The following is a 23877-nucleotide window of genomic DNA, read 5'->3' as shown; positions in this document are numbered from 1 at the left end:
CAAAGGGTTAACCTTGGCCTTGAGCTGCCATCAACTGACGCAACAACATCTCTTCGGACATGCTGTCTTCGTCAGGTTTGTCGGCCTCGGTGCCCATGAGAAGCGCCATGGCGTCTTCTTCAGCCTCGTCGACCTCGATCTGAGTCTGGTTGGACTCGATCAGGCGCTCACGCAGCTCATCAGCACTTTGGGTTTCGTCTGCGATTTCACGCAAGGACACGACCGGGTTCTTGTCGTTATCGCGGTCCACGGTGATGGGCGCACCGGCAGAAACCTCGCGCGCACGATGGGCGGCCAGCATTACCAGCTCGAAACGGTTGGGAACTTTATCAACGCAGTCTTCAACGGTCACGCGGGCCATACAGGTGCTCCAGATCAGCAATTAATGACAGAAGAGGTGTATCTAGGGGCGATTCAGCGAAATGACAAGCCGCTATTGCACTGGTTTTATCGATGCGCGCTCCGCCTCTGGCAGGTCCTCAAGCATCTGCGCAACGGTCTGGCGCAAGATAGGGTGCCGCCACTCTGGCGCAATCTCCGCCAAAGGCACCAAAACAAAGCCACGTTGATGCATACGCGGATGCGGCAGGATCAGCTGCCCCGGCGCCGTTTGCTGCTGCTGATCAAAGGGAAGATCCATCCAGTGGCGCAGTGTCGCGACGTCCGGTGAGATCATCTCATCCATGGCCAGCAAATCCAGATCAATGATCCGCGCCCCCCACCGTTCGGCACGGCGCCGACCAAGGCGCGCTTCGATGTCATGCAGATTGGCAATAGTCTCCCGCGCAGACCACCGTGTTTCAATGGCGACAGCGGCATTTGCAAAATCTGGTCCGTTGCCGATTGGCACCGCCGGTGTCGCAAAAATGCGACTTTTCGCGCGAATCACTGCACCCATTGTTTCCAGCTCAGAAACAGCCAATTTGAGCGTTTCAGCGGGTGACCTTGCGTCAGATTGGACGTTTGACCCCAGGGCAACAAGCGAAAGTGACCGGTTTTGCAGCAACTTTCCGCCCGTTTTACCCCGACTAGTGTCTTGCGACATGTTCAAAATCACCTATTTTTGTCGAACCGCTTGCACGAGAATTTACTCTCTCACTCACAACACTCACGGAAATCGTAAGCGGTGACCCGAATTTTCGGAAGGACGTTATATGTTTTATAAGGACGAACGGCTCGCGCTGTTCATCGATGGGTCGAATCTGTATGCTGCAGCCAAAGCGCTTGCGTTCGATATAGACTACAAATTACTTCGGCAGGAATTCATGCGTCGCGGCAAATTGCTACGGGCGTTTTATTACACTGCGTTGCTGGAAAACGATGAGTATTCACCGATCCGCCCTCTGGTGGACTGGCTGAACTACAATGGTTTCACCATGGTGACGAAGCCAGCCAAAGAGTACACAGACTCCATGGGCCGCCGTAAGGTCAAAGGCAACATGGACATTGAGCTGGCGGTTGATGCGATGGAATTGGCGCCACGCGTCGATCACATCGTGCTGTTCTCTGGCGACGGTGACTTCCGTCCACTGGTGGAAAGCCTGCAACGTCAAGGCGTACGCGTTTCGGTGGTTTCGACCATCCGTAGCCAACCGCCGATGATTTCGGACGACTTGCGCCGTCAGGCTGACAACTTCATCGAACTCGATGAGTTGAAAGGCGTGATCGGTCGACCACCGCGCGAAGTTCCTGTGGAAGCAACTGAACGGTTAGCAGCCGAAGGCTGATTTCTGCTGTTTACAAGATTTCGGCGGGCTGGACCCAGCCCGCCGAACACCTTACCTCTGGGTACACGATACGCCCGGAGACACTGCATGCCAAATCCCCCGCTGACCCTATACCTTGCTGCCCCTCGCGGGTTTTGCGCTGGCGTCGACCGCGCAATCAAGATTGTCGAGATGGCGCTCGAGAAATGGGGAGCGCCCGTCTATGTGCGCCACGAGATTGTCCACAACAAATTCGTTGTTGATGGTCTGCGCGACAAAGGGGCGGTTTTTGTCGAAGAATTATCAGACTGCCCCGATGACCGGCCTGTGATCTTCTCAGCACATGGCGTTCCGAAATCGGTGCCAGCCGCTGCCCTAGCTCGCGAGATGGTATATGTCGATGCAACCTGCCCGCTTGTCTCCAAAGTGCACATCGAAGCACAGCGTCATGCGGACGCGGGCCTTCAAATGATCATGATCGGCCACGCAGGCCACCCTGAGACCGTGGGCACCATGGGGCAATTGCCAGATGGTGACGTGCTGCTTGTCGAGACGGTTGAGGATGTAGCGACAGTCGTGGTCCGCGATCCATCCCGCCTTGCCTTTGTCACACAGACCACTCTGTCAGTGGATGACACTGCAGATATCGTCGCTGCCCTGCAAAACCGGTTTCCCGGCATCGTGGGCCCCCACAAGGAAGACATCTGCTACGCCACCACCAACCGTCAGGAAGCGGTCAAGGCCATGGCACCGAAATGCGATGCCATGCTGGTGGTGGGCGCGCCCAATTCTTCGAACTCCAAACGGCTTGTCGAAGTCGGCGCACGCGCCGGGTGCCAGTATTCCCAACTGGTTCAACGGGCCGGCGACATAGACTGGCGCAGCCTTGAGGGGATCACGTCCGTTGGCATCACCGCAGGCGCCTCTGCCCCCGAAGTGCTGATCAACGAAGTCATTGATGCGTTTGGGGCGCGTTTCGAGATGACAGTTGAGGTCGTCGAAACAGCCGTCGAGAATGTGGAATTCAAGGTTCCAAGGGTGTTGCGTGAGCCTGCGTGACACAAGCCGCCTGTCTATCGTGTGGGAATGGCATGATGGCAGTTACGACCGCGTGCACATTCAGGCAAATGATAAAGGCTGGACCGCGTCCGGTCGACACGGTGACACGCGGTACCTGATAGAACTCGATGAGGAATTCTTCTGCCGGTCTCTCGAAGTGTCTTCGGATGCTCAGGCACTAACCCTGAACCGAACCAAGGCGGGCTGGATGAACGCGGATGCCGAATTGATCCCGGGCAGCGCGGATTGCGTCGATCTCGATCTGGGTTGGGCCGCGCTGACCAATACCTTTCCGATCAAACGCCTGATGGCGGCCGAACAGTCGGCGGGGACGTTTCTAGTGATGATGATCAGCCTGCCCAATCTTGAAGTACGTATGGTCAAGCAGTCCTACAGCCGACAAGATAAGGGCTGGCTCTATCAAAACACCGAAAGCGGATACGCGGCCTTGTTAAGTGTAGATCGGCACGGGTTCGTGACGGACTACCCCGAATTGTGCACCCGAAAGGATCTTGGCCGATGATCTCACTCCAGTTTCTATTGACCGCACTGGTTGTGGTAATCGCGCCCGGCACGGGTGTCATCTACACCCTCGCCCTCGGGTTAGGTCAGGAGCGGCGCGCGGCTCTTTGGGCTGCTTTGGGCTGTACGTTCGGAATCGTACCGCATCTTGCTGCGGCAACGCTTGGGCTTGCGGCGATCCTGCATACCTCCGCACTGCTGTTCAACCTCGTGAAATTTGCTGGCGTCGCTTACCTGCTATACCTCGCGTGGGGCAGCCTGCGCGAAGGCGGTACGCTGGCCATATCGTCAGAGACAAAGGCGGAGGCTGGGTGGCGGATCGCGCGACGCGGGGCCCTGATCAACATCCTGAACCCCAAGTTGTCGATCTTTTTCCTTGCCCTCTTACCCCCTTTCCTGTCCGGCACCCCATCCACGGCAACGGCAGAGATGACACTTCTGGGGCTTGTCTTCATGGCCATGACGTTTGGCGTCTTTGTTCTTTATGGGATCTTTGCAGCTGCGGCCCGTCAATGGATCCTGGGTTCTGAAACAGTGATGCGCTGGCTGTCGCGTAGTTTCGCCGCGATCTTTGCTGCACTAGCCGGTCGACTTGCACTGGAACGGGCATGAGCGAAGACTTTGGCACGGACGCGCAGCGCACCTTGTTGCAACGGGGCAGATCCATGTACGAGATCACGGTAAACAGCGCACGCCATACTTACTACGGACGCACAGTTGGGCTAGTGACACCGGTCGATGGTCCTTTTGACGAGCTTGCCGCGTTGGCGCGTTTGCAGGGCAACACAAACTACGCAAAAGTGCCCAATGCTGACATGCCGGATCTTCTCCAAATGGCAAAGGCACAAGGCTTTTCACCCGTGCATTATGCACGCTGGGTCGGAGAAGATAGCGCGCTCCAAAGCGCCGACAGGATTGTCGCAGACCAGCCCCTGCCCGACGACCTTTCCCTTGAGTGGCTGAGCAAGAACACAAAGCCGGACGTGTGCGCCTCTTTCGGCGAAATGGCGCTCGGGTGTGGTGTCTTACCCCCGTCATTCGACGCGCTGACCGGACAGGTAAAGCCGGGCATGACTTTGCTCGCCGTAGCGCCAGAGGGGCGTGTTGTGTCCTGTGCGGCGGCCGTTGGATTTTTGAACGGCGCACACCCGGATGCAAACGTTGAGTGCTGGTGGGGCATGCTGGCAACGGACCCGGATTGGCGCGGAAAACGACTGTCGCTGATCCTTGGCGCACGTGTCATCAAGGAAATGGCTGAACAGCACGGATTCAGCCGGTTTTTCACCGGCGTCGAACCGGGGAACGCCCCGTCGGAAGCTGTTTGCAAGCGTCTGGGGCTCAGCGATACAGCGTTCAGCATCCTTGGCATCGCGGACACATCCCTGCTGCCCGGCGGGCGTATGACAAAGTAGGTCACTCACCCTTGTCAGCCCAGAAGCTCAGCGTCATGTTGCGGCGCATGACACAGATCCCCCGCGCACCTCTGATCCTTGGCCTCCTCGGTCTGTTTCCCTTTGTCTGGGGTGCCGCGACCGTGCTGGTCGACGACCTTGCGGCGCTTGGATTGCAATACCTCGGCCCGCGTTTCATTGGTCCCTATGTTCAGTTGTTCTATGGGTCCGTTATCTTGTCCTTCATGTCTGGCGTGCTTTGGGGATTTGCGACAAAAGCAAGCGGTGCGCAGGCCGCGACCGGCTACACCCTGTCGGTCCTGCCTGCACTCTGGGCATTCTTCATGACGGGCGGCGGGCCAACGGGGGCTGGTACAAACCTCATCTTTGGCTTTCTCGGTGTCTTAATGCTGGATTTCGCCTTTTCCCGCTGGGGCCTCACACCACCGTGGTGGATGGCCCTGCGTATCCTTTTGACGGCCATCGTTGTGGCCTGCCTAACATTGACGGTGATCTGATATGAGCGACGCTGAAACCTTGTCCGTCTACGCGGCTAAAGCCGCCGAATACGCCAAACTCACCAGCGGGGAGGAAGCTAGCCCCAGCCTGCTCCGCTTTATCTCTGCCCTGCCCCAAGGGGCGCGCACTCTGGACATTGGTTGCGGACCCGGCTTTGCCGCAGGCGCGATGGCGGCGGCCGGGATGGAGGCCGAAGCCTGGGACCCAGTGCCCGAAATGGTTGCGATGGCTGCTAAGCGAACGGGCGTCACAGCACGCGAAGCAACCTATTCTGATTTGCGTGAAGCAGACGCTTATGACGGCATCTGGTGCAACTTTTCGATGTTGCACACCCCCCTCACCGCATGGCCTGACCAATTCACTTCTATCGCCCGCGCTCTCAGGCCCGGTGGCCTTTTGCATTTCGGCACCAAACTCGGCGTGGGTGAAAAACGAGACGGGATCGGACGGCTCTATTCCTACATGACAGAAAGTGCGCTGTTGGCCCTGCTGGGGCAAACGGGTTTCACTGTCGAATACTCGCGCACGGGCGAGGAAAAGGGACTGGACGGTAAATTGGCGCCTTTCATCGTCTTGCAGGCGCGCAATCGTGCCTGAGCTGTTTGCCTACACAGACGGCGCCTGTTCCGGGAATCCTGGCCCCGGTGGCTGGGGTGCCTTGCTGCGCGCCATGGACGGCGCTCAGATCGTCAAGGAGCGTGAGTTGAAAGGCGGCGAGGCGCAAACCACCAACAACAAGATGGAGCTGATGGCCGCCATCGCAGCGCTTGAAGCGCTGGAGCGGGCCAGCACCATCACCGTAGTCACAGACAGCAACTACGTCAAAAACGGGATCACCAGCTGGATCCACGGATGGAAGCGTAACGGGTGGAAGAATGCCGCAAAAAAACCTGTGGCCAATGCCGATCTGTGGCAGCGGCTGGATGAAGCGCAAGCGCGCCACAGCGTGACATGGAAGTGGGTCAAGGGACATGCTGGCCACGCTGAAAACGAGCGGGCGGACGAATTAGCGCGCGCAGGGATGGCACCGTTCAAGCCGAAATAGGGCGGCACAAATCGGGACAATGGTGGGGAAAATAGTCGACAATTCCCCACGCACCGAGGCCATTACTCACGGATGAGAACCACACAACAGTTTGATTTAGAACGCCTTTGTAAAAAAGGCGGAGGCGCAAACGTCGTGCGCGGCTAAATGTGACAATTAGCCAAAAATGTTCCCCTAACGCTTCCCACCCGGGCTCTTAGATTTCGGGTCAACAAGGGAGTGTCACCAAAATGAACATCAAAGCAAACACAACACCACTGCTGATCGTGGCCGTCGCCAGCCTCATCATGCTGGGTGCGCAACTTCCCATACAGGCAGACACCGCCGCCCCCACAATACTCATCGAAGACTTCGAGCAGACAACTGGTTGGCTCTAGCGTTTGCGCCAGTGCGTTGGGACAATGATCAATGCGCCCACGGACGACACGATGGCATTCAGGCCCGGACTGCCAAAGCCAAAGCCGAACATCAGGCGAACAAAGTAAAACAGGAATGCGCCGCCCACGCAGATAATGATCGATTGCAGAATTCCGTTACGAGTAAAACCCGACTTTTCCGCCAGATAACCGACGATACCTGCAATGACTACAGTGCCGATGATTGTGGGAAACATGGGCGATCCTTTGTTACAACTGCGCGCCCGGCGGCAACGGTGTGCCGCGCAGAAACACGTCCGCATCCTGCGCGCCTTTGCCAGCCCGTTGCAAGCGCGTTAGACGCACCGCCCCCGTTCCACAAGCAACACTCAGCGCATCGTCCAGCACAATGCCCGGCGCGCCCTCGCCGCTGACCAGCGCCGATCCAAGCACCTTGATCCGCACACCATCCCGTTCAAACCACGCCCCCGGAAAGGGCGAAAGCCCACGAATTTGCCGGTCGACCTCAGTTGCAGAAAGGCTCCAGTCAATGGCCGCCTCTGTCTTGTCGATCTTGTGGGCATAGGTCACGCCCGCTTCGGGCTGTGCCTCAGGGGTGAGGTCAGGAAGTCGCGCCAACGCCGACACGATTAACGTCGCGCCAATCACTGACAGGCGATCATGCAACATCGCTGTCGTTTCACCTGCCTCAATCGGTGTGGCATCGCGCATCAGCACCGGGCCAGTATCCAGTCCGGCTTCCATTTGCATGATGCACACGCCCGTCTCGGCATCCCCAGCCATGATGGCGCGATGGATCGGGGCAGCCCCCCGCCAACGCGGCAAAAGGCTGGCGTGAATGTTCAGGCAACCATGCGTCGGAGCATCCAGAATGGGTTGCGGCAGGATCAACCCGTAGGCCACAACCACTGCGATCTCGGCATCAAGAGCCGCAAATTCCGCCTGCGCGTCGGGGGCGCGCAATGACACCGGATGGCGAACAGGCAATCCCAGTGCTTCTGCACGCGCCTGAACCGGGCTGGGTCGATCCTTTTTCCCGCGGCCCGCGGGTCGGGGCGGTTGGGAATAGACGCAGACAATATCATGACCCGCCCCGTGCAGGGCTTCGAGTGCCGGAACAGAAAAATCCGGCGTCCCCATAAAGATCAAACGCATGTCAGCTCACCTTGCGCGCACGGCGCAACAGCATATCACGCTTCACCCGGCCTAGGTTGTCGAAATACATTCGGCCCGCCAGATGGTCGATCTGGTGCAAGACCGATCGCGCCTCAAGCCCGGTAAAGTCGCGCCGATCAAACATGCCAGACTCGTTTAGAAACCGAACGGCGATGGCTTTGGGCCGCATAATTTCTGCATGCACTCCCGGCAAACAAGGGCTTGCCTCAATACCAGCTTCCAGTTCTTCGCTTGCCGACAATACTTGCGGGTTGGCAAGCAGAATACGGCGCGACCGGACCGGAGTGACGTCCACAACAGCGAGGCGCTGCATAACGCCGATCTGTGGTGCACCAAGGCCGATACCCTGCCCGGGCATAGCATCCATCGTGTCGACCATATCGGCCCAGATGCTGTGAATATCATCGGTAATCGATTCTACGTCCGAGGTCGGCATGCGAAGACGCTTGTCAGGCCAGCGCAGGATTGGGCGAATGGCCATCAGGCGGCCTCATACGCAGCTAGAATTTCTGCGCGCTGTTCGGCATCCACGCGGTCCAGCGTTACGATCCCATCCAGATGGTCCAGTTCATGTTGAGCGCAGAGTGCAGAAAAACCGGTCAAGTCCTCTTCATGCACGCGACCCGAAAGATCGGTCCATTCCATGCGCACTTCTGTGGGGCGCGTCACGTCGGCGGTTACGCCAGGGATCGACAGGCAACCTTCCGCGTTGGTCGTCTCTTCGGAGCCACGCGAAATCACTTCGGGGTTGATGCAGATGACAGGGGTAGCTGTACCATCTTTCCAAGTAGCATCCATCACAAACAGGCGTTGCAGAACACCGATCTGTGGGGCGGCGAGGCCCCGCCCCGGCGCAGCATACATCGTTTCAAGCATGTCAGCGGCGAGTACACGAAACTCATCCGTAATGGCCTCAACGGGCGTACACATCGCACTTAACCCGCCATCAGGCCATGTCAGGATCGGGCGTACGGTCATGCCTTTTCACGGGCCTTTTCGCGTTTGAACTTTACCATCTTGCGGGTGATCATCTGGCGCTTGAGCGGTTTGAGGTAGTCGATGAACAACTTGCCCTCAAGATGGTCAATCTCGTGCTGCACGCATGTGGCCCACAACCCGTCCATACCTTCGGTATGTTCCACGCCGTTCTCGTCCATCCATCGCACCTCGACCTCCGCAGGGCGGGTCACATCGGCGAACTGTTCAGGTATCGACAGGCAACCTTCTTCGTAGACGTTCGTCTCCTCAGAGGAAGCGATAACCTCGGGATTGAACATGATCAGCGGGCGTGGTTTGTCGCCTTCTGCCTTGACGCAATCCAGTACGATCAAGCGAGTCAGCAACCCCACTTGCGGCGCTGCCAGACCGATGCCCGGTGCGTCATACATCGTTTCGAGCATGTCTTTGGCCAAAACACGCAACTCATCCGTCAGATCAGCCACAGGCTCTGACGCCTTTTTCAAACGCGGGTCGGGGTGCAGGATAATGGGACGTTTCATGCACCCGATGTAGGACAAGACGATGCGGGTCGCAATGTCCCCTTGCGCTCGGGAACGGCGTTGGTAGCGTGCGCCGACTCACGTGAAGAAGGCTTCCCATGAATTTCGACGAATTTATCGACCGTAAAGGCAGCCATTGTGTCAAATGGGACATGATGGAAAAGATTTATGGCGTGCCCCAAGACAAGGGTCTGGCGATGTGGGTCGCGGACATGGATTTCCGTCCACCTCAGTGTATACGGGACGCCGTCCAGGCTCAGGTTGATCATGGCGTCTTCGGGTATTTCGGGGACGACAGCAAGTACCGCACAGCGATCCAGTGGTGGATGGAAAACCGGCACGGTTGGTCCATCGAGCCCGAGCATATCTTTTCGACTCACGGGCTGGTGAATGGCACCGCCATGTGCGTGGACACATTTACCAAGCCAAATGACGGCATCGTCTTGTTCACCCCGGTGTATCACGCCTTTGCAAAAGTGATCAAAGCCAACGAGCGGCGGGTCGTGGAGTGCGAAATGATCCAAATCGACGGTCGCTATGAATTGGATTTCGACGCCTATGACGCTCAAATGGACGGCTCTGAGAGGATGGTCATCCTATGCTCGCCCCACAATCCCGGCGGCCGGGTCTGGAGCCGTGCAGAATTGGCCGCAGTCGCTGCATTCGCCAAACGTCACGAACTGATCATTGTTTCAGACGAGATTCACCATGACCTTGTCATGCCGGGTCATGTTCACATTCCAATGTCAGCCATCGAAGGGATCGAGGATCGGCTGATCATGATGACTTCGACCAATAAGACGTTCAATCTTTCTGGCTCGCATATCGGGAATGTGATCATCGCCGACCCAGACTTGCGTGCCAAATTCGCCGCGCGCATGATGGCTCTCGGGATGTCGCCCAATGCTTTCGGGCTATTCATGGTTACAGCGGCCTATTCTCCGGAAGGGGCTGCGTGGGTGGATGAACTCGTTGACTATCTGGATGGAAACCGTCGCCTGTTTGACGCCGGAATCAACGCAATCCCGGGCCTTAAATCCATGGATCTGGAGGCGACATATCTGTCATGGGTCAGCTTCGAGGATACAGGTATGGCGCGCGAAGAATTCACGCGTAGGGTCGAGCAGGACGCCTGCATTGCCGTCAATCATGGGCCGACCTTCGGCAAGGGCGGCGACAGTTGGCTGCGGTTCAACATCGCCACGCCTAGGGCACGAGTACAGGAAGCAGTGGAGCGTCTGGCTGTCGCCTTTGGCGATCTGCAATAGCGGTAGCTATTTTTGCGCTTCGATCAAGGCGACAGGCGCATCCTCGGCACGTTCGAAATCCAACGGTGCGGTGTTTGACACCGCCGTCAGTTGCTTGAACTCAAACCGCATCTCGCCCAATTCCTCTTCCGAGGCTATGATCAGACACTGAAAGAGATGGATCGCGCCATCATATAGATCCACATAGCCACGCAGGTTCGGTGCGGTTTCTGCATCCACGGAAAAACCGGTTTCCCACATCCGTAGAACCGGATGATGCTTGCCGTCTGCCAAGATACGCAACCGAGATCCAGACTTCAGCGACTGCACCCTTGCGCTATCCAGCCCAGCTTGCACTTCTTTTGGGACAAAGGTTGTCATAGCAGTGGTTCCTTCGAGTTCGTTTACGCAAAACATGCGCCAAACATGGTTTCGGTCCAGTAAATTCGGGCATGCAGGAAGGACTCATTTACCCTGTGGCTTTCGCGTGACTCATTGCGTGTGCAGCCGCGCAGGTGACCTGCGCGCATAGCCCTATATATGTGTAACTTTGCGTGGGTTAAGGCGTTTCCAGAAACAAAGTGGGGAAGCACAATGGGATTGTTGATCGACGGCGTTTGGGCGGACCAATGGTACGATACAAAGTCCACCGACGGGGCGTTCAAACGCAAAGACGCCGTATTCCGCAACTGGGTGACCGCGGATGGTTCCGCAGGTCCATCTGGCGAGGCTGGGTTCAAAGCCGAAGGCGGACGCTATCACCTTTACGTTTCTTATGCCTGCCCATGGGCGCATCGCGCACTGATCTTTCGTGCCCTCAAAGGGTTAACAGATCACATAGCTGTCTCGGCCGTGCATCCCGACATGCTGTCTGACGGCTGGACCTTTGAGAAAGACGAGCACGGCGCCACTGGGGACGACCTTTTCGGCCTGCCCTTCGCCCGCGATATTTACACATGTGCCGAACCCAAGTTCACTGGCCGCGTGACCGTCCCGATTCTGTGGGACAAGGTCCAGAATACCATCGTCAGCAATGAAAGCTCCGAAATCATCCGGATGTTCAACAGTGCATTCGACGGGATCACCGGCAACACGGATGACTATTGGCCCGTCGCAATGCGCGACGACATCGCACCCGTTAATGACCGGATCTATGACACCTTGAACAACGGCGTATACAAATCCGGTTTTGCCACCACGCAAGCGGCCTATGACGCCGCAGTGCACCCACTGTTCGAGACAATGGACTGGCTCGACGCCCGGCTGTCAGAGAACAGTTACCTTATGGGGGATCAGATCACGGAGGCCGATTGGCGTCTGTTCACCACCCTAGTGCGGTTCGATTCCGTTTATCACCTGCATTTCAAATGCAATCGTAAACGGGTGATCGATTACCCTAACCTTTGGGCCTATACGCGCGAACTTTACCAGCGGCCCGGTGTGGCAGACACGGTCAACATGGAGCACATCGTGCGCCACTATCACTTCAGCCACGAAACCATCAATCCGCACTGCATCATTCCGATCAACCCACAGCTTGATTTCATGGAGCCGCACGGGCGGGGTTAGTGATGGCCGTAATGCGCGACCATCGCTGCTAGGTCTTCTGGAGGGGTGCCTGCGGGCAGGAAAGCACAGGCATTGCTTGCGTGATTAAAGATCGACCCGTCCGAGAAAAACGTCGTATCCGTCACGAAAATTACGCGTGCATCAGGCTGACGGTAGCTGGCGAAATCCGCCACGGCCAGTGCGCTGCCTTGTTCAAGAACCAGATCCAAAACGATAATATCCGCTGTATCCTTGGAAAGATGCGAGACCGCATCGTCCTGACAGCAGGCTTGCGTCACCGCATAACCTTGCCGCTCAAGGTGCCGCACCCATAGCTTTCGCAGCTCAGGACGGCTCTCTACGATCAGAACTTTCATCTTGTCTCCAGAGCTTGCAGACCCACAGCTCATGAGCAGTAAGTGCGGCACTATCTATTAACAATTCGTTAATGACGCGCTTAATTGCTTAACGCTAGCGCTTCGACTTGCCAAATTCGCGCCAATCCGCTTTTTGCGAGCGTAAAACCGCCGACCATCGGCACATGGACAGGGAAGGTTTAAACGTGACGACCAAGCGTGATCATGGAGGCGGTCTTGATGCTGCCATTCGCCAGTACGGCGGGCAGCGCGCGGATTGGATCGACCTTTCGACCGGCATCAACCCAGTTGCCTATCCTGTGCCAGCACTTTCAGAAGAGGCATGGACCGCGCTGCCAGATACTGGGCTGACCGACCGCCTTCACGCGGCCGCCAGGGCCTTCTGGAACATTCCACAGGGCGCAGATTTTATTGCCGCACCGGGTGCATCTGCTCTCATCGCTCAGATACCCCGGTTGAAGTCCGCAGCATCTGTGCACATTCCACATCCAACTTATAACGAACACGCCGCCAGCTTTTCGAACTGTGACTGGCAAATCCAGCGTGACGGGGAAGCTCAGGCACGGGTCCTCGTGCATCCCAACAACCCGAACGGGCGGTTGTGGACCGCATCTGATGTCACGAGCCCGTTCAGCATCATCGACGAAAGCTTTTGCGACGTAACGCCCGAAAATAGCCTTGTAAGACTCGCCGAAGAGCCCGGCACTATTGTGCTCAAGAGCTTTGGGAAATTCTGGGGTCTGGCCGGGTTGCGACTTGGATTTGCCATTGGAGACCCCGCCTTGATTGGGCAATTGCGCGAGATGCTTGGGCCATGGCCCGTTTCAGGTGTGGCACTCGAGGTCGGTGCGCGCGCTCTGAGTGATACTGCATGGGCCGATAATACACGCCAACGGCTTACCAAAGACTCAGATCGGCTGGACGCACTGATCTGCAATCAGGGCGCCACGCTCTTGGGCGGAACGACCCTATTCCGCCTTTACCATGTAGAGGATGCTGCCAGATGGCAGGAACGACTGGCGCGCCACCACATCTGGACGCGCATCTTTCCCTATGCCGACAACTGGATCCGATTTGGTTTACCTGCGCCTGACGCCTGGGACCAGCTTGAGGCTGCGTTTTGAACGGTTTTCTGCTGCTCGCGCTCGCTATCGTTCTTGACGCGGTGATTGGCGAACCACGCTGGTTGTGGTCCCGCGTGCCGCACCCCGCGGTGATCATGGGGCGGGTCGTTTCGGCACTAGATCGCACTCTGAACCACGGAGAAATGCAAAGGCTCAAAGGAGCCATCGCGGTCCTCGTTCTGGTGAGTGCAGCTGGAGTGATCGGTTGGCTGCTTCAACACCTTGGTACAGCGGTCACTATTGTCATCGCAGCCATCCTGTTGGCGCAAAAATCGCTGGTCGATCACGTTGGCGCAGTGGCGGCAGGCCTAAGAGAGTCTGAACAGGCTGGGCGCAAAGCCGTGGCGATGATCGTGAGCCGCGATGTCTCCACGTCCGACACCTCTGCCACATCCCGCTCCGCCATCGAAAGCCTGTCGGAGAACTTCGGCGACGGATTTATCGCCCCGGCCTTCTGGTTTGCAGTGGCAGGCCTGCCGGGCATCGTTATCTACAAGGCGGTCAACACTGCTGACAGCATGATCGGCTATCTCACTCCCAAATACGCCGCATTCGGCTGGGCGGCAGCCCGGTTGGACGATGTTCTGAACTGGATACCGGCGCGGGTAACTGCCGCCCTGATCGCAGTTGCAGGACGTAGCACAAGCGCTTGGCATAACGTGCAACAGGATGCACGCCTCCACCGCTCTCCCAACGCAGGCTGGCCCGAAGCCGCTATGGCGCACACGCTCAACATCGCCCTTGCAGGCCCGCGCAGCTATTACGGCGAGGTTCAAGAGCTTGCATGGGTCAACGGCGCGGGCCGTCGCACCCTCGCCCCCCATAACATTGACGCCGCCATCACAATCGTGTGGAAAGCATGGAGGCTGGCACTGGCCTTGTGCGTATGTATCGGAGGACTGGCATGGGCGTTTTGACACGAACTTTGGCGGGGCTCGCCCTTTGTGCGCTGCCGCTTGGCGCTTGGGCTCAGTGCGGCGGCGGCTTCAACGCCTTCAAATCCGGATTGACGGCCGAGGCCACAACTCGCGGCATCGCCAAGGACACCGCGGATGCGTTCCTATCAGGTGTGCAGCAGGATCCAAAAGTGCTGCGCGCAGATCGGTCCCAAGGCGTCTTTCAACGCCCATTCATCGACTTCTCTCGCCGCCTGATTTCGCAAAACCGCATCGACGCGGGCCGCGCAAACGCACGCAAGTACAAAAGTATCTTCGACCAGATTGAACAGCGTTACGGCGTGGACCGGCACGTGCTTCTCGCGTTTTGGGCGTTTGAGACCGATTACGGCGCGTTCCAAGGCGACTTCAACACCGCCAACGCCCTCGTCACGCTCGCGCATGATTGCCGCCGCCCCGAGCTGTTCCGCCCCCAAGTCTTTGCCGCGATGGAGCTTTTTGCCCAAGGCGGTTTTGATCCACGCCGCACCACAGGCGCGTGGGCAGGTGAAATCGGCATGGTCCAGATGCTGCCTCAAGACATCCTGATCAACGGTGTGGACGGCGATGGGGACGGGGCAGTGCGCCTCAAAACTTCCGCGCCCGACGCGCTGACGTCGGGGGGCAAGATGCTGCAGCACCTTGGCTGGCGCGCAGGTGAGCCGTGGCTGCAAGAGGTTACAGTGCCCGCACAAATGGAATGGTCGCTCAGCGGTCTGGGTACAGTTATGTCGGCACAAGACTGGCAGGCACGCGGCATACGAGCGCGCAGCGGGTCCCTCAGCAATCTGCCCGCCTCTCTTATCCTACCGCAGGGGCACAAAGGTCCTGCGTTCCTCGCCTACCCGAATTTCAACGTCTATTTCGAATGGAATCAATCGTTTACCTATGTCCTGACCGCAGCCTATTTCGCGACCCGCCTTGACGGCGCCCAGATCTATGATGCGGGCAACCCTGACACGGGGTTGGATGGCGCCACCATGAAGCAACTGCAAACCAAGTTGCAGTCGCGCGGGTATAACGTTGGTAAAATCGACGGCATTTTGGGGGCCGGCACGCGGGCCGCCGTACAAGCGGAACAGAAGCGACTGGGCTTGCCTGCGGATGCATGGCCAACACCCGCCCTGCTCAACAAGCTCTAGGGGCGGATCGGAAACCGCTCGCCCTTTTCAGTCAGCAAAACAAATCGGCCTGCGTTTTCCACGTATCTGTCGCAGCGGCCAAACCCGTTGCGATAGGCGATACACACTTTCCCATCCTCGGCGATGTCATAGCTACCAAAGGCCGTCCCGCCCCCATTGGCATAGGTGTAGGAATACGCTCCCCCCGCAGAAAACTTCGACTGACCGTCGTCAAAGAAGGTGAGGGTATTCCCGTCAATCAGCACGGATACAGCGCTGCGATCCAGAATGGTGTCGGAGGTCCGCACAGCCCAGTCCTGTGCGGACAGGGGCGTGGCAAGGCAGACGAGAAATGGGATAAATCGCATGAGGCGACGCTATCATGGTGACCGCACACGGTGGGGTCACGTCATGGTGACTTGCCTAGGCGACCAACGTTTCAGCCTTTTTCAGATCAACCGACACCAATTGGCTGACGCCCTGTTCGGCCATCGTCACTCCGAACAGACGGTCCATCCTCGACATGGTCACCGCATGGTGGGTGATGATGAGGAACCGGGTGTCTGTGCGGCGACACATCTCATCCAGCAAGTCGCAGAACCGCGTGACGTTTGCATCGTCCAATGGCGCGTCAACTTCGTCCAGAACACAAATCGGCGCCGGGTTGGCGAGGAACACGGCAAAGATCAGTGCCATGGCAGTCAGCGTTTGCTCGCCGCCGCTGAGCAGGCTGAGCGTGCTCAGCTTCTTGCCGGGTGGTTGACACATGATCTCAAGTCCGGCTTCCAGCGGGTCGTCACTTTCCACCATAACAAGGTTCGCCTCGCCGCCACCAAACAGGTGCGTGAAGAGCATCGAAAAGTTGGAATTGACCTGCTCAAACGCGGTCAACAGACGCTCCCGCCCTTCGCGGTTCAGACTTGCTATGCCACCGCGCAGGGTTTTGATGGCCTCTTCCAAATCTTCCTTTTCGCTAATCAGCGTGTCATGTTCCGTCTGCACCTCTTTGGCATCTTCTTCGGCCCGCAGGTTCACGGCACCCAGCGCGTCGCGTTGGCGCTTCAGGCGATTCACATCCGCCTCAAGCGCACCCGCGGCGGGCATCTGATCCGGGTTCACATCCAAGGCGGTCAACAACTGGTTCGGCGTCATTTGTTGATCATCCGCAATGCGTTCTGCAGCAAGCGCGACAGTTTCGCGGGCGGCCTCGGACCGCGCCTCGGACCGCGCACGGGCTTCGCGCGCTTCGGATGCAATTCGCTCGGCCTCCCGTTCGGCCATAGTGGTAGTGCGCAACTGCCCTTCGGCCTCTGACAGCGCATTGGTTGCTTCGGCTTTGCGCGCCTCGGCCACCGAAATCTCCTGTCCCAAAGCATCGCGCTTTGCGGCAAGTTCCTCTGGGGCGGCTTGCGCCGTTTTCAACTCGGTCTCCGAAGCTGTCTTGCGTTCTATCAACTCTGCGCTGCGCTTTTCAGCCGTCTCAAGACGGTGACGCCAGCCGCTGATCTCTTTTGTGATCTCCTGCGAACGTTTGGTACGCGCTTCGCCTGTGCGACGCAGATCATCATGGGCAGAGCGGCGGGACATCATGGTGATACGCGCCGCCTCGACCGTCATGCGCAGGTCTTCGACCTCGGCCCGGGCGGTCTCAAGGTCTGGGAGGTCAGCTATCGCGCTTTCAGCCTCAGACACCCGGGCGCGCGCCGCCATTGCATCTTCTTCATGGCGGGTGACAGCCAGCCCCAGAGACTCAAGCCGACCTGCTGCCAGATTGCGATCCGCCTCCGCCCGGCTCAGGGCGCGGGCTGCTTCGGCCACCATCCGGTCGGCCTCGCGCCGCGCATGACGGGCCTGTTTGTCAGCTTCGGTCAAGTCGGTGAGGCGCTGCGTCAATGCCTCATGGGCCTGCCGCGCCCCTTCCGCATGGGCGGTAGCCCGTTCCAGTGACTGCTTCAGTTCCTCAAGTCGATTGAGCTGCTGCAAACGCAACGCAGCCGCGCTCGGAGCGTCTTCGGCCCATGCGCGAAACCCATCCCAACGCCACAGGTCACCCTCGGGCGACACCAGCCGCTGACCGGGTTTAAGTAAGGGTTGCAAACGCGCCGCGTCGTCTGCATCGCAAAGGCCAATCTGGCTCATCCGACGGCCCAGAACATCCGGCACTGAAACGTGCTGGGTCAGCGGTGTGACGCCATCAGGCAAGGATTGCTCTGTGGTATAAGCCGGCAGCACGGCCCAACCTGAGGGACCATCTGCTTCGACCTCGGGGCTTCGCAAATCGTCCGCCATTGCGGCCCCCAGAGCCTTTTCGAAACCCTGCTGGACCTGCAAGCGATCCAAAATCTGACCGCCCTCTGCGGTATCGCGCTCGACCAGCTTGGCCAAGGCCCCGGCCTCGGCGCGCAGAGCATTCATTTCCCCTTCCGCTTCCGAACGCTCGGCGCGGGCATCGGCTTCCATGGCCTGCGTTTCGGCACGGGCCTCTTCGGCAGCAATGAGGGTCTCATCAGCCCGCGCCGCGGTTGCTTCGGCTTGCTGGACGGCCGCTTGAGCAGCACTGAAATCTGTCCCGGCCTTGTCCAACGCAGCCTGACTGGTCGCCACAGCGTCACGGGCTTTGATCGCTTCGGACTCAGACCTTTGTTCAACCTTACGGCTATCTTCGAGCAGACGCTGGGCCGAGCCATGGCGTGCGGCCAGTCGGGCCACATCCTCGGTCTTTTCTCCCTGATCGGATTCACGCAGCTGCAGAATCTGACCAGCGTCGCGCGCAAGAGTTGCGGCCTCTTCCAACAAGGCCTCATGCCCCTCACTGGCCTTAGCAATCTCGCTCGCTTCCCACTCTAGGCGCTCGATTGTTTCTCCGGCATCGCGGTTCAGCCCGCCTTCACGCTCGATATCGCGGGCCATTTGCGCGATGCGCTGACTCAGTGTCTCAATGGTCCGGGCCGCCTGAGCTTCCTGATCGCTGAGCGTATCGCGCTGGACGGCCAGGCGCTGAAGAACAGCCGCCGCAATCGCCTCTTCCTCGCGCAACGGTGGCAGGGCCTCTTCTGCTGACTGGCGCGCCTTGGCCGCATCCCGCACAGCCGTTTCGGCCTGCGCGGCCGCCGTTGTGCGCGCACGCAATTCATCATCTGCCGCACTTCGGGCCATATCAGCCTCGCGCCAGCGGCGATACAACAGCTGCCCTTCGGCCTGACGCAACTCTGTGCCGATTTCGCGATAGCGGGCCGCTTGTCTCGCCTGCCGCGCCAACTGCGCCAGTTGCGCTGCCAACTGTTCGATCACGTCATCGACGCGGGCCAGGTTTTGCTCGGCCCCTTTCAACTTCAACTCCGCCTCGTGCCGGCGTTGATAAAGCCCGGAGATGCCAGCCGCTTCTTCCAGAATTCGGCGCCGGTTCTTCGGCTTTGCGTTGATCAGCTCGGCAATCCGCCCCTGACCGACCAGCGCCGGAGAATGCGCGCCGGTTGAAGCATCGGCAAACAGCATCTGCACATCGCGTGCGCGCACATCTTTACCGGCAGCCTTGTAGGCACTGCCCACATCGCGGGTGATACGGCGCACAATTTCGAGCGCATCCGCATCATTGAAACCCGCCGGGGCGAGCCGGTCGGTGTTGTCGATATGCAAAGAGACTTCGGCAAAATTGCGCGCCGGGCGAGTCGCTGCCCCGGCAAAGATCACATCCTCCATCCCGCCGCCACGCATCGAAGTGGGGCGGTTTTCACCCATCACCCAGCGCAGCGCCTCAAGCAGATTGGATTTGCCGCAGCCATTGGGACCGACAACGCCCGTCAGACCGTCCGCGATGATCAGATCGGTTGGATCAACAAAGGATTTGAACCCTGTCAGTCTGAGTTTGGAAAAGCGCAAGGGCGGCCTGTTCTGCTAGTTCACTCGTATCCCTCATGGTGACCATTGCGACCCCCGCATGTCAACGAGATTGCCCCACAAACAGGGCCTCGTGGCGGCTTATCCACAAGATATTGCGCTGATTGGCGCTAAATCAGGGTGCAATCCAGATCCAGCACGACCTCATTCGTGGCTGGACTGATGTAGGAATCAAGGGTCAGGCAGTCATACTCACCCTGCCGCTTCAACCGATCCGGCGACGGCCCTCCCTTGCCGCAGTTTAGCAGGCCTGTCGCTTGCGCCTGATCCCCGCGGACTTCCTTGACGCGGCACCCGCTGACCAACTCCATCGCCTTTTGCGCGCGGGTTTGTACGGGACCAAAACGAGGGGCGTATTCGACGTTGGTACGGATTGCTTCGGCCAAGTGCCCGTTTACGCGGATATCAAAGGTCGATCCATCCAATGTGACAGACGTCACGAGCAATCCGCGAAAGTGTGGGCCAGCTGAATTGCAGGCCATAATAAAAGATATCGCAATGAAAAGCAGACAAAGGCGCATGACGAAGCCTTGTCCTGTCATGGTTAACATCGCCTTAACCGATGCTGACGGTACTTCCGCCTTACACGAGCAATTGCGCCCTTTTGGAATTGGTCATATGACTTTACCAATTCTGAACAGGTGAGCTAATGCCCTTCCGACCCGTGCAACCCGAAAAATTGTCTTCTGCCGTGATACGGCAGATCGAACAACTGATCCTGCGCGGGATCCTGCGCCCCGGTGAACGCCTTCCCCCCGAACGTGAACTGGCAGAACGGATGAACGTATCACGCCCGTCCTTGCGGGATGCGATCAGTACGCTACAGGACAGCGGTCTGCTGACAGCGCGCCCCGGTGCTGGAATCTTTGTGGCAGACGTTCTTGGCTCGGCCTTTGCACCAGCCCTGACCGAACTCTTCGCCCGCCATGACGAGGCCGTGTTTGACTACCTCAGCTTTCGTCGCGACCTCGAAGGGCTCGCCGCTGAGCGGGCCGCGCGCCTTGCCTCGGACACCGATCTGGCGGTGGTCAACGCCGTCTTTGAAAAGATGGTGGCCGCTCACCCCAAACGCAACAGCGATGAAGAGGCCCGACTGGACGCCCAGTTCCACATGGCCATCACCGAAGCGAGCCATAACGTCGTCATGCTGCACATGATGCGCTCAATGTACCAATTGCTGCGCGATGGGGTCTTCTACAACCGGCAAGTGATGTTCAAACAACGCACCACCCGTCAGGCCCTTCTGGACCAGCACCGCGCCATCAACGACGCGCTGCAAGGACGCGAACCGGAGGCTGCGCGGGCGGCGGTCCATGCTCATCTCGACTACGTTGAACGGGCCCTGCGAGACCAGAAACGGGGCGAGAGCAACGAAACCATCGCCCTCCAGCGGCTGGATCACGAAACCAGCGGTTGACCGCTGCTCCATCGGCCCACGAAAACGGTTCGCTGTCCTGAGGCATGCGCCTCCATATTTCATCAATCCCGCATAAAAAAACCCGGCCGCGTCAAAGACGAGCCGGGTTAATAAGCGTGGAGTGGAGCAGCACTCAGTGCAGCTTGGAATCCACTTGAGCAATGGCGTCGTCCACCAGCTTGTTGGCATTGCCTGCCGTCATCTGCTTGGCGATCACATCGCGTGCCGCAGCGATGGCGACCGAAACCGCCTGGTCGCGCACTTCCTTGATCGCACCGGCCTGAGCAGAGGCAATCTGATCTTCGGCAGAGGCCATGCGACGCTCAATCGAGCGTTCCAGATCGGCGCGTGCCTGATCGGCAGCCGCTTCAGCATCAACCTTGGCCTGAGCCACGATCTTGTCTGCCTGTTCCTGCACTTCCTTGTGCTTGCGCTCGTACGAGGCCAGCAGCGCCTGTGCTTCGTCACGCAATGCGCGCGCTTCGTCCAGTTCAGACTGAATGCCGCCTGCGCGGTCATCCAGCATTTTGGACAGCATCGCCGGGACTTTAAAGTAGAACAGGACGCCCACAAACAGGATGAAGGCAATCGAGACGATAAAGTCCGTATTGCTCAGCTTCCAAAACTCCGCAGAAAACGGGTTCTTGGACGCAGCCAGCGCCGGGGCGGCGACGGCGGACAGCACTGTCGCGAATGTCAGAGTATGAATACGCATCAGACTATCCTTTCATCCGGGTCGAAACTGCCGCGTCGATGGTGGACGCATCTGCAGCGCCGCCCATTGTTGAGACGATTTCAGCAGCGGTGTCCTTGGCCACTTCTGCCACAGCCACCAGCGCACCGGCGCGGATTTCGGCAATAGCAGCTTCGCTTTCAGCGGCCTTCGCAGCAATGCTGGCGTCGGCCTTTTCGATGGCGACATCCAGATCAGCCTGGATCTTGGCCTTGGTCTCGCCGGCAATCCGCTGTGCTTCGGCACGGGCATCGGCCAGCGCCTTTTCATATGCGGCTTCCGCTTCTTCCGCCTTGACCTTCAGGTCTTCGGCGGCGGCAATGTCATTTGTGATCGTACCCTGACGCTCGGCCAGAATGGCCGCAATGCGGGGCAGTGCGACGCGCGACAGCACAAAGTAGATGGCGACAAGCGCCAGCACCAACCAGAAAATCTGGTTGCCAAACGTGCCTACATCCAGCTGTGGCATGCCGGGAGGAGCGCCTAGGGCGACCTCACCTGCTGCGTTGTTGTTATCTGCCATATCGGTCGTTCCTCTGAGGTGACCCCTAAGCCGGGGCCTAATAGCGAGCCGTTACTTTGGGCAGCGTGACCATATCACACCGCCCAACCGTAAGGAATGCGGATCAGAGTGACTTAAACAGCAAACATCAGCAGCAGAGCGACGAGGAACGAGAAAATCCCCAAGGCTTCTGCAAAGGCGATGCCGATGAACAGTGTCGCTGTCTGACCGGCGGCTGCCGATGGGTTGCGCAGAGCGCCAGCGAGGAAGTTGCCAGCCACGTGACCAACACCGATAGCGGCTGCGCCGGAACCGATTGCTGCGAGGCCTGCGCCGATGTGTGCGAGTTCACCTTCCATGAGAATTCTCCTTACGATTGGAAGTTAGTTGGTAGGGTGCGTGATCTCACGCACCATTCGTTAGTGATGCGGGTGCAATGCATCCTTGAGATACACGCATGTGAGAATGGTAAAGACGTAGGCCTGAATGGCTGACACCAGCACTTCGAGCCCGTAGATCGCCATCACCCCGATGATCGCCACCGGGGCAATTGCTGCGACTTGGGCGAAGCCTGCGAACACTTTCAGAACGGCGTGACCCGCCATCATGTTGCCCGCCAAACGAATGGAGTGGCTAACAGGGCGCACGAAGTAGGAAATAATTTCGATCAGGGCAAGGATCGGACGCAACGGCAAGGGTGCGCTTGCGACCCAGAACAGGCTTAGAAAACCCGCGCCGTTTTTGACAAAGCCCAGAATGGTCACTGCGAAGAACACGCCAAAGCCCAGAACCGCCGTAACGGCAATGTGGGATGTGGTCGTGAAAGATGTGGGCAGCAGTCCGAGGAAGTTGGCGCACAGGATGAACATGAACAACGTCATGATGTAGGGAAAATACTTGATCCCGTCCTTGCCGGTTACGTCCTCAACCATTTTGTAGACAAAGCCGTACATGAGTTCGGCGATCGATTGGCCCCGGCCCGGAACGACCGCGCGCTTGGACGTTGTCAAAACCATCAGGCCCAGAACTGCCAGAACGGCCAGCGCCAGCCAGAAGGTCACGTTGGTGATGGTGTACCAGTGGATTGGATCGCCATAGGCGCCGAAAAGCGGCTTTACCTGAAACTGGTCCATTGGGTGGAACGAAAGACCACCGCCACCTTTTGCTTCATCTGCCATCTGGCTCTCTCCGTCTTAGCTCACCCCGTGGGGCGGTCATCTTCTTCGGCCAATTCGGCGGCCTGCTTGCTTTGGACTTCTTCTGCACTGCGCATCATCGTTTTGACGCCGGCGGCAAAGCCCAAGAATATAAACACGATCATGAACCACGGAGAGGTGCCAAACAGCGCATCCAACCCGTACCCCATACCAAACCCGATCCCGAGACCGGCCACCAACTCGATCACCATGCGCCAGGCAAGCTGTGCCTGAGAGTGATGATCCGGCGTGCGGGGTTTTGGCGCGTGGTCCTCTTTGACGGCCTGCAAACGCGCATTTAGCGCCTCCATCTTGGCCTTGTCGTCAGGGTCGGTCACGTGCCTTTGTCCCGTCCTTTGGATGCGTTTGGGATATGATGCGGCGATGAATGAGTCAACGGCGGCGGAACTCAGATCAAAACAGGCCTAAATTCATGAAATTAAAAGAATTTTACTAGCGCTTAAATAGGGCGGACAAACCGCCGCA

Annotated in this window: 32 protein-coding genes; 15 read left to right on the top strand and 17 right to left on the bottom strand. The window is 58.4% G+C overall.

Annotated features, from left to right (window positions below):
* Positions 1-7: 7 nt before the first annotated feature.
* Both rpoZ and folK read right to left on the bottom strand, forming a co-directional pair.
* Positions 8-361: a DNA-directed RNA polymerase subunit omega gene (gene rpoZ, locus ABJD00_RS12765; RefSeq protein ID WP_108836400.1), complete on the bottom strand. Its 354-nt coding sequence runs from the start codon at positions 359-361 to the stop codon at positions 8-10.
* A gap of 72 nt (positions 362-433) precedes the next feature.
* On the bottom strand, positions 434-1045 hold the full coding sequence (folK, locus tag ABJD00_RS12760) for a 2-amino-4-hydroxy-6-hydroxymethyldihydropteridine diphosphokinase (protein ID WP_413833625.1): 612 nt from the start codon (positions 1043-1045) through the stop codon (positions 434-436).
* 109 nt (positions 1046-1154) lie between these two features.
* Here folK and ABJD00_RS12755 point away from each other — a divergent pair, with 109 nt between their 5' ends.
* From ABJD00_RS12755 to ABJD00_RS12715, 9 genes are all read left to right on the top strand, one after another.
* Positions 1155-1727 carry an NYN domain-containing protein gene (locus ABJD00_RS12755; protein ID WP_413833622.1) on the top strand — a complete coding sequence of 191 codons (573 nt, stop codon included), beginning with the start codon at positions 1155-1157 and terminating at the stop codon, positions 1725-1727.
* Between the two features lie 87 nt (positions 1728-1814).
* Positions 1815-2765, top strand: a complete 951-nt coding sequence (gene ispH / locus ABJD00_RS12750; protein ID WP_413833620.1) for a 4-hydroxy-3-methylbut-2-enyl diphosphate reductase — start codon at positions 1815-1817, stop codon at positions 2763-2765.
* Positions 2752-3288: a putative glycolipid-binding domain-containing protein gene (locus ABJD00_RS12745; protein ID WP_413833618.1), complete on the top strand. Its 537-nt coding sequence runs from the start codon at positions 2752-2754 to the stop codon at positions 3286-3288. The genes ispH and ABJD00_RS12745 overlap by 14 nt, the downstream gene beginning before the upstream one ends.
* Complete coding sequence (locus ABJD00_RS12740) at positions 3285-3899, top strand: LysE family translocator (RefSeq protein WP_413833616.1); 615 nt, start codon at positions 3285-3287, stop codon at positions 3897-3899. Before ABJD00_RS12745 ends, ABJD00_RS12740 begins: the two co-directional genes overlap by 4 nt.
* On the top strand, positions 3896-4699 hold the full coding sequence (locus ABJD00_RS12735) for an N-acetyltransferase family protein (RefSeq protein WP_413833614.1): 804 nt from the start codon (positions 3896-3898) through the stop codon (positions 4697-4699). The genes ABJD00_RS12740 and ABJD00_RS12735 overlap by 4 nt, the downstream gene beginning before the upstream one ends.
* Positions 4700-4746: 47 nt before the next feature.
* Positions 4747-5196: a DUF3429 domain-containing protein gene (locus tag ABJD00_RS12730; RefSeq protein ID WP_413833612.1), complete on the top strand. Its 450-nt coding sequence runs from the start codon at positions 4747-4749 to the stop codon at positions 5194-5196.
* A 1-nt stretch (position 5197) separates the two neighbouring features.
* The gene (locus tag ABJD00_RS12725) at positions 5198-5794 is read left to right on the top strand and encodes a class I SAM-dependent methyltransferase (RefSeq protein WP_413833609.1); all 597 of its coding nucleotides are present in this window, start codon (positions 5198-5200) and stop codon (positions 5792-5794) included.
* Positions 5787-6242: a ribonuclease HI gene (gene rnhA, locus ABJD00_RS12720; protein WP_413833607.1), complete on the top strand. Its 456-nt coding sequence runs from the start codon at positions 5787-5789 to the stop codon at positions 6240-6242. Before ABJD00_RS12725 ends, rnhA begins: the two co-directional genes overlap by 8 nt.
* Positions 6243-6472: 230 nt before the next feature.
* Positions 6473-6619 carry a hypothetical protein gene (locus ABJD00_RS12715; protein WP_413833605.1) on the top strand — a complete coding sequence of 49 codons (147 nt, stop codon included), beginning with the start codon at positions 6473-6475 and terminating at the stop codon, positions 6617-6619.
* On the opposite strand, the gene ABJD00_RS12710 is transcribed toward ABJD00_RS12715, so the two are convergent.
* From ABJD00_RS12710 to def (ABJD00_RS12690), 5 genes are read right to left on the bottom strand one after another with little or no spacing between them, the layout of a single operon-like run.
* Entirely contained in the window at positions 6616-6855 is a 240-nt protein-coding gene (locus tag ABJD00_RS12710; protein WP_413833602.1) for a hypothetical protein, read from the bottom strand. The two genes, ABJD00_RS12715 and ABJD00_RS12710, sit on opposite strands and share 4 nt — an antisense overlap.
* 13 nt (positions 6856-6868) lie before the next feature.
* On the bottom strand, positions 6869-7774 hold the full coding sequence (gene fmt / locus ABJD00_RS12705) for a methionyl-tRNA formyltransferase (protein WP_413833599.1): 906 nt from the start codon (positions 7772-7774) through the stop codon (positions 6869-6871).
* A gap of 1 nt (position 7775) precedes the next feature.
* A complete protein-coding gene (gene def, locus ABJD00_RS12700; RefSeq protein WP_413833596.1) occupies positions 7776-8276 on the bottom strand; it encodes a peptide deformylase in 501 nt (166 codons plus the stop codon).
* Positions 8276-8773 (bottom strand): peptide deformylase, encoded by a 498-nt coding sequence (gene def, locus ABJD00_RS12695; RefSeq protein ID WP_413833593.1) that lies wholly within the window; start codon positions 8771-8773, stop codon positions 8276-8278. The genes def (ABJD00_RS12700) and def (ABJD00_RS12695) overlap by 1 nt, the downstream gene beginning before the upstream one ends.
* Positions 8770-9294: a peptide deformylase gene (def, locus tag ABJD00_RS12690; protein WP_413833590.1), complete on the bottom strand. Its 525-nt coding sequence runs from the start codon at positions 9292-9294 to the stop codon at positions 8770-8772. The genes def (ABJD00_RS12695) and def (ABJD00_RS12690) overlap by 4 nt, the downstream gene beginning before the upstream one ends.
* Before the next feature lie 98 nt (positions 9295-9392).
* Between def (ABJD00_RS12690) and ABJD00_RS12685 the strand changes: the two genes are divergently transcribed.
* A complete protein-coding gene (locus tag ABJD00_RS12685; RefSeq protein WP_413833588.1) occupies positions 9393-10562 on the top strand; it encodes a MalY/PatB family protein in 1170 nt (389 codons plus the stop codon).
* Between the two features lie 6 nt (positions 10563-10568).
* On the opposite strand, the gene ABJD00_RS12680 is transcribed toward ABJD00_RS12685, so the two are convergent.
* On the bottom strand, positions 10569-10922 hold the full coding sequence (locus ABJD00_RS12680; protein ID WP_413833585.1) for a hypothetical protein: 354 nt from the start codon (positions 10920-10922) through the stop codon (positions 10569-10571).
* A 213-nt stretch (positions 10923-11135) separates the two neighbouring features.
* Between ABJD00_RS12680 and ABJD00_RS12675 the strand changes: the two genes are divergently transcribed.
* A complete protein-coding gene (locus ABJD00_RS12675; RefSeq protein ID WP_413833583.1) occupies positions 11136-12110 on the top strand; it encodes a glutathione S-transferase family protein in 975 nt (324 codons plus the stop codon).
* Here the strand turns inward: ABJD00_RS12675 and ABJD00_RS12670 are convergent.
* Positions 12107-12466 (bottom strand): response regulator transcription factor, encoded by a 360-nt coding sequence (locus ABJD00_RS12670; RefSeq protein WP_413833580.1) that lies wholly within the window; start codon positions 12464-12466, stop codon positions 12107-12109. The two genes, ABJD00_RS12675 and ABJD00_RS12670, sit on opposite strands and share 4 nt — an antisense overlap.
* Positions 12467-12651: 185 nt before the next feature.
* Between ABJD00_RS12670 and cobD the strand changes: the two genes are divergently transcribed.
* From cobD to ABJD00_RS12655, 3 genes are read left to right on the top strand one after another with little or no spacing between them, the layout of a single operon-like run.
* The gene (gene cobD, locus ABJD00_RS12665; protein ID WP_413833577.1) at positions 12652-13590 is read left to right on the top strand and encodes a threonine-phosphate decarboxylase CobD; all 939 of its coding nucleotides are present in this window, start codon (positions 12652-12654) and stop codon (positions 13588-13590) included.
* The gene (gene cbiB, locus ABJD00_RS12660; protein ID WP_413833574.1) at positions 13587-14507 is read left to right on the top strand and encodes an adenosylcobinamide-phosphate synthase CbiB; all 921 of its coding nucleotides are present in this window, start codon (positions 13587-13589) and stop codon (positions 14505-14507) included. The genes cobD and cbiB overlap by 4 nt, the downstream gene beginning before the upstream one ends.
* On the top strand, positions 14495-15667 hold the full coding sequence (locus tag ABJD00_RS12655) for a lytic murein transglycosylase (protein WP_413833571.1): 1173 nt from the start codon (positions 14495-14497) through the stop codon (positions 15665-15667). The genes cbiB and ABJD00_RS12655 overlap by 13 nt, the downstream gene beginning before the upstream one ends.
* On the opposite strand, the gene ABJD00_RS12650 is transcribed toward ABJD00_RS12655, so the two are convergent.
* The 3 genes from ABJD00_RS12650 to ABJD00_RS12640 form a co-directional block, all read right to left on the bottom strand.
* Complete coding sequence (locus ABJD00_RS12650) at positions 15664-16014, bottom strand: hypothetical protein (protein ID WP_413833568.1); 351 nt, start codon at positions 16012-16014, stop codon at positions 15664-15666. The two genes, ABJD00_RS12655 and ABJD00_RS12650, sit on opposite strands and share 4 nt — an antisense overlap.
* Before the next feature lie 55 nt (positions 16015-16069).
* Entirely contained in the window at positions 16070-19525 is a 3456-nt protein-coding gene (gene smc, locus ABJD00_RS12645; protein WP_413833566.1) for a chromosome segregation protein SMC, read from the bottom strand.
* Between the two features lie 128 nt (positions 19526-19653).
* Positions 19654-20085 (bottom strand): hypothetical protein, encoded by a 432-nt coding sequence (locus ABJD00_RS12640; protein ID WP_413833564.1) that lies wholly within the window; start codon positions 20083-20085, stop codon positions 19654-19656.
* Between the two features lie 107 nt (positions 20086-20192).
* Here ABJD00_RS12640 and ABJD00_RS12635 point away from each other — a divergent pair, with 107 nt between their 5' ends.
* Positions 20193-20960, top strand: coding sequence for an FCD domain-containing protein (locus ABJD00_RS12635; RefSeq protein WP_413833562.1), 768 nt, complete (start codon positions 20193-20195; stop codon positions 20958-20960).
* 133 nt (positions 20961-21093) lie between these two features.
* Here the strand turns inward: ABJD00_RS12635 and ABJD00_RS12630 are convergent, their stop codons facing one another.
* The 5 genes from ABJD00_RS12630 to ABJD00_RS12610 all read right to left on the bottom strand — a co-directional run bounded on the left by ABJD00_RS12630 (position 21094) and on the right by ABJD00_RS12610 (position 23729).
* Entirely contained in the window at positions 21094-21675 is a 582-nt protein-coding gene (locus tag ABJD00_RS12630) for a F0F1 ATP synthase subunit B (RefSeq protein ID WP_413833560.1), read from the bottom strand.
* Positions 21676-21679: 4 nt separating this feature from the next.
* The gene (locus ABJD00_RS12625; RefSeq protein ID WP_108836420.1) at positions 21680-22216 is read right to left on the bottom strand and encodes a F0F1 ATP synthase subunit B'; all 537 of its coding nucleotides are present in this window, start codon (positions 22214-22216) and stop codon (positions 21680-21682) included.
* 113 nt (positions 22217-22329) lie between these two features.
* Positions 22330-22554 carry a F0F1 ATP synthase subunit C gene (locus ABJD00_RS12620; RefSeq protein ID WP_015496525.1) on the bottom strand — a complete coding sequence of 75 codons (225 nt, stop codon included), beginning with the start codon at positions 22552-22554 and terminating at the stop codon, positions 22330-22332.
* Between the two features lie 60 nt (positions 22555-22614).
* Positions 22615-23373 (bottom strand): F0F1 ATP synthase subunit A, encoded by a 759-nt coding sequence (locus ABJD00_RS12615; RefSeq protein ID WP_413833558.1) that lies wholly within the window; start codon positions 23371-23373, stop codon positions 22615-22617.
* A gap of 20 nt (positions 23374-23393) precedes the next feature.
* Positions 23394-23729 carry an AtpZ/AtpI family protein gene (locus ABJD00_RS12610; protein WP_108836422.1) on the bottom strand — a complete coding sequence of 112 codons (336 nt, stop codon included), beginning with the start codon at positions 23727-23729 and terminating at the stop codon, positions 23394-23396.
* Positions 23730-23877 lie beyond the last annotated feature (148 nt).

Origin of the sequence: Tateyamaria sp., from assembly GCF_039945315.1 — a bacterium.
GTDB lineage: Bacteria > Pseudomonadota > Alphaproteobacteria > Rhodobacterales > Rhodobacteraceae > Tateyamaria.
The sequence above is the reverse complement of the archived record's forward strand: the minus strand, read 5'-3'. Positions and strand labels throughout refer to the sequence as shown.